Source organism: Picosynechococcus sp. NKBG042902 (assembly GCF_963864045.1).
Taxonomy (GTDB): domain Bacteria; phylum Cyanobacteriota; class Cyanobacteriia; order Cyanobacteriales; family MRBY01; genus MRBY01.
Map to the genome: position 1 here is coordinate 1 of NZ_CAWLTV010000034.1, position 8,246 is coordinate 8,246.

Consider the following 8,246-nt stretch of genomic DNA (forward strand, 5'->3'; position numbering starts at 1 on the left):
GACGATGCAATTCGTTTTCTAAGTCAATGATAATCTCGGCGATCGCCGCTGGTGTGATTGCTCTCATACAGACATTCTCCCGTCCGCTCCACTTTAAGCGAGAAACGAAGCATCCACTAAAGGGGCTGATGAGAATAAGGCCAGACAATTTAAGCAAGCAATAACTTATTCCATGGCTCCTACAATTCTTAGGCGAGATCTGGCCAAAACTCAGGCGATGAGACTTCAGCGAGGCTAAACGGACAAATTTCTGGAAATTGTTCATCTGGCAAATCCGTTTTGGCGATCGCTAGATCCCGCGCTTCCGACCAACTTTCCGTCATTGCTTCCTCTAAACGAGACTTGGGACCTGGATTACGCCGTAACAACTTTTCAATGGAAGTGCGCTGAACCCGAATGGTGGCGCGCCAACTATTAGAACGTCGCCAGTGCTGTATTTGCCATTTGAGGAGATGGGCAATCAATTGTACTAATCTTGATTCTAGTTGATCATAATGTCGTTTCCCCAAATCATCGAGCTCCTCGATTAGATGGCTTAAGTCTAATTCATGAAATTTTTTGTGGCGTAGCAATTCACATTGTTGTGCTGTCCATGTATAAAAATCAGTGTCATATAGTGAAGAATCCATGGTGCCAATTCCCCAATTGTTTGGATTAAGTGACTTGAGGCGATTGCCCTTGATATAACTGCCCTGAAAACTAGTACTCCCAATGAGTTAGAAAATTGTCTAAAGCCAATAATTGATATCTTGAACTTGTTCAGTCTAGGCTGATGCTTAGTCCAGGTAAAACCTCTTCTCCAGATAAGGTCGCCGGTAAATTGACGATTTGTATGGTTTGATTTGGGCGATAGATTTCCACCTGTTTTTGTTGTGGATTAATCAACCAACCTAGCCTTAAACCAGAGCCTAGGTATTCCTGCATTTTATTCTGTAAGGGTTTTAAGCGATCACTTTTTGACCTCAGCTCAATGATAAAATCCGGGTAAACTGGCGGAAATCCTTCTCGTTCTGCGTGGGTTAGTTTTTCCCAGTTGCATCGGGAGACCCAAGCCACATCAGGGGAGCGATCGCCGCCCTGGGGCAAGCTAAATATTGTTGAAGAACTAAAAACAATTCCGAGTTGACTCTGATCATTCCAGAGAGAAACTTTGAAAATAAGATTCGCTTCTTGGGCACCGCTTTCCCCCCCAACTGGAGACATAATAATGAGCTTTCCTTGGGGGTCTCTTTCTAAGTTGAGGTCAGGATTGTTTTGGCAGAGCTGATAAAATTGCCCTCGATTTAACGAAACAATTGGCTGAAGGTCTAAAACGGTAGCCATAATGATGCAGATTAGAGGAGTAAGCTAATTTTAACAACTTGTTCTCATTGAGGCGATCGCCCTCTAGAGGATCACTCACCAAGGGAAATAACGCGACTTAACACATCTTCGATATCGTAGGGGCAATCTTTAGGAAAATCTAAATCCGTTTCCCGGATCGCGTCAGCACGGGCAAGCCGATACATTTTTGCTAGGGATACCTCATCATTAAGATAGCGCCGCAGACTCGGAATGTCCTCAAGATATAGTTCAATATTACTTCTTTCTCGATCAATCGTATTTCGCCAACTGCGAGACCGTTTTTGGGGCTGATGATCCCACTTTAATAGGTAGTGTAAAATCAGCCGGATACTGCTAAGAAGGCGATCGCGTTCTCGCTTGGACAAATCCCGCACCTCTTCTACCAAGTTTTCAATATCAAGGGCCATAAAATCCCCAGCGGCAAGAAGATCGGCCATCGTTTCTGCCCATTGACTAAAGTCTTTTTCGTACAGTTGTTCCATGGGAGTACCAATGCTGCATTCATCAAAGGACAGAAGAGATGCCCCTATTTTAACGACTCATTTAAAAGCCAAGAATGGAAATAAAAAGCGATCGCCCTCTACCGTTTGACGGAATTTTGCAACACCTCTAAATATTGCGCCGCAATTCGCTGCGGTGTGAAGTTTTCTTCTAAATATCGGCGTCCTGCTTGGCCCATGCCCTCTGCTAGGGGGCGATCGCCTGCCAACTGCCGAATAAAATCCGCTAGCCCTTGGCCATCCCCATTGGCGATCGCCCGGCCACAATTTGTTTTCTGCACTAGATCTTTTAAATAGCTCTTGGGCGGACAGACCACGGCAATGGGCCGACCTGCTGCCAAGGCTGAGTAGAGCTTACTCGGTGCTAACAGGCGTTCCATCCCCGGACTCAAACTCACTAACGACAAATCACAGGCCGTCAAAGAGTAGGGCAGTACTTCTTTATCCTGGTAGGGCAGCAGCAGCAGGTTCGATAATCCCAACTGTTCACGCTTTTCCATTAACATCTGCCGCTTAGCACCATTGCCAATACAGACAAACTTAATCGGTTCATCCTTGAGTAAAATGGCCGCTTCGAGGAAGGTTTCAACATCGTGGCAACGGCCCAGATTGCCAGAATAGAGCACCGTAAATGGCTGAATCAGTCCGTACCGCAGGGCAAACCAATTTTTTGTTTGGGGATCGGCACGATTAAGTCCGGATTTGCCCAACTGTGGATCACGCTGACCTTTGACTCGATCTCCGGGCAGAGTTGGGTAATATGTTGCTTTTTCGCTGGGCTTAACACCACAATGCCCGTCGCCCGTCGCCACACCCTGAGGTTCATATTTTGCCAAAATCGCGCTAACCAGTGCTGTTCTGGGATCACGCCAAGCTTAACGGCAATATCGGGGTAGAGATCATAGAGCAGACAAACATAGGGCACTCGGAAAATCAGGTTCGCAAAGTAACCCACGATGGGCAAAAAGGGAGGGGCCGTCGTAATCAAAAGCAGTTCTGTTTTGCGCCCACATCCGACGAGATGGAGCACTGTCCGCAATAGGAACAAAATGCCATTGATCGCTTTGCCGCGAATCCGCTGGGGCCAGAGCTGGGCTGTCCGCGATCGCCTGACTTTCAGACTATCTACTTGCTCAAGGCGTGGAGCATCTGTCGCTTGAAAGGCGTATCCGGGTTGCCCCGTAAAGATATCAACATCTAAGCCTTGCTGGCTCAGGTGCCGCGTCAATTCCTCGATGAGCTGACCTGTCGGGGCAAAATCAGGGGGGAAAAACTGGGTGAGCACCATTAAGCGGAGTTGTGGTTCATTCTTAGGCCCAGAAGGTTGATCAATAGTTGGCTGGGAACGGCTAGAAACCAAGCGCTTGAGGTAATGAACAAACAACATAGATAAACTTTTTTAAAGGGGAGATAAAGCGAAAGATTTGGATCAGCGAAGCAATGAACCCATGCACTTTTGCTTCATCTTCACCATTAGGCGATCGCTGAACCATTAACCAAAAAGGCGATCGCCCTACACGCAAAGCTTTCTAAGCCACGTTTTTAGTGATCCCCTTGTAGCTGAGAGATCGTTGCGCGGCCATGCAGCAAGCTTGGGTTGTGAAAAAAATAGACAGACGAATCCTGGGACTGTTCTACCCTAGACGCCGAACTGATGGCATTGCTAGTAGTAGAAGCAGGGTAGAGAAACTGAGATCAAATAGACCATCGAAGCTCACTCTACGGTGGGAAGCCTTCATCGCTCCCTCACGCTTTCTTCATCATTTCTTCACACTGTATCCTATCTACGCTAATTGGTCGAGGTCAATTTACGAAGCGGAAATCTTTGATTGTGGTAGAACCCTGACATTGCGATTGACGGCGTGTAAACTCGCTGACAGAAGGATTACCTTGAACAGAAATTACGCCAGTTGCCTGTTGCCATAGTTCAGGAGAGGCCAACGATAATTGATATTCGCGATCACATTTGCGGACATGATACCATTTCGTTTCTTGACAACACTTACACCAAAAGGCTTCTAGCCACTCCCCATCTAAGGGCACAGTCGTTTTTGTTGCAACGAGTAAAAGTGCCTTGCGCCGACTGAGCCCCCGGCTTTGGAGATGATCCGGTTGGTCGGCGTAAATTCGGTGTTTCTGACTCACACTATCTAAGTAGCACTGGTGAATCGGGCAAAAGATAGCACGGCGCTTGGAACGCTTACGGTGGCGATCGCGGCGCTTGGTCGATGATTGTTTGCCTAAACTTCTATTGTCTAGGGAGACAGGATGAGAATTCCGGTTGATTGGTTTCATGACGCAGAATGAATGTAGACCCAATTGCCGAGACAACTTGATTGGTAAACAAAACGCTAACAGGATAGTGATTGCTTGCCACTTAACACATACTACTCATCGACACTATTCCTAAGTGTCTAATTTAGAGATTGGTATCAGTCTCAACCATTAACATTAGCCTGGCTCATCTAATCGTTATACTGACAATTTTAGAATAAGCACCTATAATGTCTGGCGTCTGGATTGAATTTGCTTTCTTTTTGTCATCGGTTGCTCACTTTTAAACCTGTGCCCTATGGTAGTGACACTTTACAGTAACTTTACAATAGGATTTAAATAAATTTTCTCCCGTTTGAATCGATCAGCATTAGCCTGCCCCTAATTTGGGGTCGTCTGTAGATAGCTGTGTTGTTAGCAGATTCTGAATCCTTGGGTCAGAATATAAATTCCAGGAGCCTTGCTCAATGCAATTTTTTATCCTGTTTTGTACGTCAGTCTTCATCCTAATTCCTGGTAGTTTCAGCGCTGCCGCTGCTGCCGACAGGTCTGATTTTTCAGAAGATGGGGCGATGCAAGCGCAAACTCCACAACGGATCCACCTATCGTCGAGTGCTTTGCCGGCAATGGGCGTTGATCGAAACTACATTCTCGGTGTGGGTGATCAGTTAGAAGTTGAAGTCTTTAATGTGCCTGAATATAGCGGTAGTCAACGGGTGCTGGCCGATGGCTCCCTTAACCTCCCGGCCATTGGTAAAGTGCCGGTTGCGGGCTTAACCATCGAAGCAGCAGAAACGGCGATCGCCACCCGCTACCAGTCAGAATTACGCTATCCCAGAATTACCCTTGTCCTACAGCAACCCCGTTCTTTCCAAGTGACCCTCTCCGGAGAAGTCAATAGTCCCGGTGCCTATACCCTAGACGGAGGTCAGTTTCCCACCCTGGTGCAAGCCATTCAGGCTTCGGGTGGGCTCACCTATGCCGCCAATTTACGACAAGTGCAAATTCGTCGCCTCAACCCATCTGGCACAAGGCAGACCGTCGCCGTTGACCTCTGGGAACTGTTACAAAACGGCGATGCAAGCCAAAACATCGCCCTGCGAGATGGGGATGCAGTTTTTGTACCCGCAGTAGAAACGGTGAACTTAACCGAGTCGGCTCAACTAGCAGCCTCAAATCTAATTGGCACCCCTGAAACCTTAGACATTGGTGTTGTTGGCGAAGTATTTCGTCCAGGTATCTATCGATTAACGGGCGGCGAATCCCAAACCAACCCCACCGTCTCCCAAGCCATTCGGGAAGCGGGTGGGATCAAGCCCTCTGCCGATATTCGTCAAATTCAAGTACGACGTCTGACCCGCAGTGGAACATCCCAAACCATTGACATTGATTTTTGGGAACTGTTTCAATCGGGGGATTTGACCCAAGACTTAGCCCTCCAACAAGGGGATACCATTTCTATCGCCACCGCTGCGGCCCCATCCGATGCCGAGGCGGCCCAAATTGTGGCCACTAACTTGTCCCCCGATCAGATTCTCGTCAATGTGGTCGGTGAAATCGAGAGTCCTGGTGCTGTTCGCGTTCCTGCAAATACAACATTAAACCAAGCCGTGCTGGCCGCTGGAGGACTGACAGATCGCGCCCGCAACGATGTGGAATTAATCCGTCTCAATCCCAATGGCACCATTGTCCAGCAGCAGTTTGAAATTGATTTTTCTCAAAACGTCAATGCCGAATCCAACCCAATTCTTTGGAATAACGATGTCATCATCGTGGATCGTAATGCAACGGCTAGCTTTACAGATGGACTCTCACGCATTTTAAGTCCACTGCGCAATCTTTTGCCTTTCGGTTTCTTATTTTAAGGATGAATTTTTAAGAATTAAATTTATAAATTAAGCGCGAAACTACCATGGATAAACAAGATACCAATAACGCTGTTCTCGAATATCAAAATAACGGCCATAAAAAAAATGGCGCAGTCGCCCCAATACCGTATCCTGTCTCTCCTCTATTACAACCAGTAGACTACGGCGATGACTTCGATTTCCGCCAATTTTTATCCGTGATGCGGCGTCGAGCTTGGTTAATTCTGGGGGTGATAACCGTTGGCATGGGGGCAGTTACCTTCAACACATTTTCCCAAGAAAAAATCTACTTATCGAAGTTTCGTTTGTTAGTTGAACCCGTCAATTCCGACAATAGTGTTTCTGACCTAGCCCGGAGCCTGCCCGGAAACTTTGGTAGCGGATCCGGTGAATTAGACTACGCTACTCAAATTCAGGTTTTACGCAGTCCCGAATTACTGCAAAAAGTGATTCAACCACTGCAGCAACAATATCCTAACCTTAACTACAATACTCTACTCAGTAATCTCAGTATTACCCGACCGGGAGAGACAAAAATTCTCGAAGTCAGCTATCAAAATCCAGACCCTGATCAAATTGAAGCGGTGTTAGAACAGCTTAGCTCGGTGTACCTGGAGTACAGCTTGGCCGATCGCCAAACCAACGTTAGACAAGGTCTGCAGTTCATCGATGAACAATTACCCGACCTCCAACAGGAAGTGGATACTCTGCAGGCAGAGCTTCAACAGTTTCGTCAAAACTACAATTTCACCGAGCCAGAAATTCATTTCAATCAGCTTGCCCAGAAAGCAGCAACCTTAGAGCAGCAGCGCTTCCAGTTGCAACAAGAGATGGCCCAGGCCCAAACCCGCCTCCAATCCCTCCAAGGGGACAGTGGAGCCTTAGCAGCCCTCGAAAATTCAGAAACCTATCAGCAGGTTCTTGGTCAACTGCGGTCGGTCGAGGCGAACATTGCCAAAGAATCGACACGTTTCCAAGAGGGGAGCTTAAATATTCAAGTGTTGAGGGAAGAACGCCAGAATTTATTGCCGATTCTGCAACAGGAGGCGGAACGGGTGGGGGCAACCCAAGTGACAGATGCCGCCAATCAACTCCGCATCTTACAAGCTCGGATTCCATCCCTTAATCAAGCTCAAGCCGAAGTCGAGCAATCTTTTCAGAATCTCGCTGTCTTAAATCGGCTATATACCGATCTCCAGCGGCGACTCGGAATTTCAACGGAAGCATTGACAGAGCTTCTAGCAAGACGCCAAGCTCTACAAGTGCAAGCGGCACAAACGGAGATTCCATGGGAAGTCATTGAAGATGCCACCCGTCCCAACTTACCGATCTCCCCCAATATTCAACGGAGCTTGATGCTGGGCTTTATTGCTAGTTCGGTCTTGGGTGTCGGCGCTGCTTTGCTGCTCGACAAGCTCACTGATGTTTATTACTCTCCAGATGATCTGAAGAATCGGACAAAGCTACCACTCTTAGCCAATATTCCCTACGAAGAACAACATGGAATGGCCGGGACAACGGCATCGTCTTTGCCACCAATGCTGCGTGTCCAACGTTGGCTAGCTTCTTTGATTCCGGCTTCAACGACTCGGACATGGCAAAAAATGACCGGTGGAGATCAGCCCTATGGCTATGGCTATTATGGTGCGTCTGCCTTTTCTGAATCCCTACGGGTGCTACATACCAATCTAAAATTACTGAGTGCCGATCGCCCTTTACGTTCGGTGATTATTGCTTCGGCTCTACCGGGGGATGGCAAATCAACAATTGCCCTGAATTTGGCACCAACGGCAGCGATTCTCGGTCAGAAAGTATTGCTCGTTGATTCTGATATGCGGCGTCCCCAGGTTGCTCAACGTCTCAATTTAAATCAAAAGCAGGGTCTCAGCACTGTAATTACAAACAATAGCAACGAGACTGAAATCGATAACTATTTACAGAAACCAATGCCTTTGGTGGATTTTTCGGTGCTGCCAGCGGGGGATCTGCCTCCTGATCCAGCAAAATTACTCGCCTCTCAAAAGATGCAGCATTTGGTTAAGGACTTTGAGCGTACCTTCGACCTCGTTGTCTACGATACGCCACCAGTGCTTGGACTTGCGGATGCCAGTCTGTTGGCCTCCCATACTGATGGTGTAATTTTAGTGGTCACTTTGAATAAAACCACGCGTTCAGCCGTTTCCCAGGCGATCGCCACCTTTAAGCAAGCCAATATTCCAATCTTAGGACTCGTTGCTAATAGTCAAACAAAAGGTACATC

The 8,246-nt window shown here is 47.4% G+C and carries 8 protein-coding genes; 2 read left to right on the plus strand and 6 right to left on the minus strand.

The genetic code is table 11. The features are described 5' to 3' along the window. Positions 1–188: 188 nt before the first annotated feature. The 6 genes from AACR41_RS00500 to AACR41_RS00525 form a co-directional block, all read right to left on the minus strand. The gene (locus AACR41_RS00500; protein WP_030008277.1) at positions 189–629 is read right to left on the minus strand and encodes a DUF29 domain-containing protein; all 441 of its coding nucleotides are present in this window, start codon (positions 627–629) and stop codon (positions 189–191) included. Between the two features lie 130 nt (positions 630–759). Continuing rightward, positions 760–1,323, minus strand: coding sequence for a Uma2 family endonuclease (locus tag AACR41_RS00505; protein ID WP_030008278.1), 564 nt, complete (start codon positions 1,321–1,323; stop codon positions 760–762). Positions 1,324–1,394: 71 nt separating this feature from the next. After that, entirely contained in the window at positions 1,395–1,826 is a 432-nt protein-coding gene (locus AACR41_RS00510; protein WP_030008279.1) for a DUF29 domain-containing protein, read from the minus strand. A gap of 98 nt (positions 1,827–1,924) precedes the next feature. After that, the gene (locus AACR41_RS00515) at positions 1,925–2,470 is read right to left on the minus strand and encodes a glycosyltransferase (protein ID WP_223209982.1); all 546 of its coding nucleotides are present in this window, start codon (positions 2,468–2,470) and stop codon (positions 1,925–1,927) included. 14 nt (positions 2,471–2,484) lie between these two features. Further along, positions 2,485–3,231: a glycosyltransferase gene (locus AACR41_RS00520; protein ID WP_223209983.1), complete on the minus strand. Its 747-nt coding sequence runs from the start codon at positions 3,229–3,231 to the stop codon at positions 2,485–2,487. 416 nt (positions 3,232–3,647) lie between these two features. After that, positions 3,648–4,139: a hypothetical protein gene (locus tag AACR41_RS00525; RefSeq protein ID WP_072008006.1), complete on the minus strand. Its 492-nt coding sequence runs from the start codon at positions 4,137–4,139 to the stop codon at positions 3,648–3,650. Positions 4,140–4,585: 446 nt separating this feature from the next. On the opposite strand from AACR41_RS00525, the gene AACR41_RS00530 reads away from it, so the two are divergent. Together AACR41_RS00530 and AACR41_RS00535 are read left to right on the plus strand one after the other, a co-directional pair. Then, entirely contained in the window at positions 4,586–5,983 is a 1,398-nt protein-coding gene (locus tag AACR41_RS00530) for an SLBB domain-containing protein (protein WP_223209984.1), read from the plus strand. A gap of 47 nt (positions 5,984–6,030) precedes the next feature. After that, on the plus strand, positions 6,031–8,246 hold a 2,216-nt coding region (locus AACR41_RS00535; RefSeq protein WP_045442665.1), incomplete at its 3' end, for a GumC family protein.

Coding starts and splice junctions, on each gene's coding strand:
- AACR41_RS00500 (WP_030008277.1), bottom strand. CDS start 629: ATGGATTCTTCACTATATGACACTGATTTTTATACATGGACAGCACAA.
- AACR41_RS00505 (WP_030008278.1), bottom strand. CDS start 1,323: ATGGCTACCGTTTTAGACCTTCAGCCAATTGTTTCGTTAAATCGAGGG.
- AACR41_RS00510 (WP_030008279.1), bottom strand. CDS start 1,826: ATGGAACAACTGTACGAAAAAGACTTTAGTCAATGGGCAGAAACGATG.
- AACR41_RS00520 (WP_223209983.1), bottom strand. CDS start 3,231: ATGTTGTTTGTTCATTACCTCAAGCGCTTGGTTTCTAGCCGTTCCCAG.
- AACR41_RS00525 (WP_072008006.1), bottom strand. CDS start 4,139: ATGAAACCAATCAACCGGAATTCTCATCCTGTCTCCCTAGACAATAGA.
- AACR41_RS00530 (WP_223209984.1), top strand. CDS start 4,586: ATGCAATTTTTTATCCTGTTTTGTACGTCAGTCTTCATCCTAATTCCT.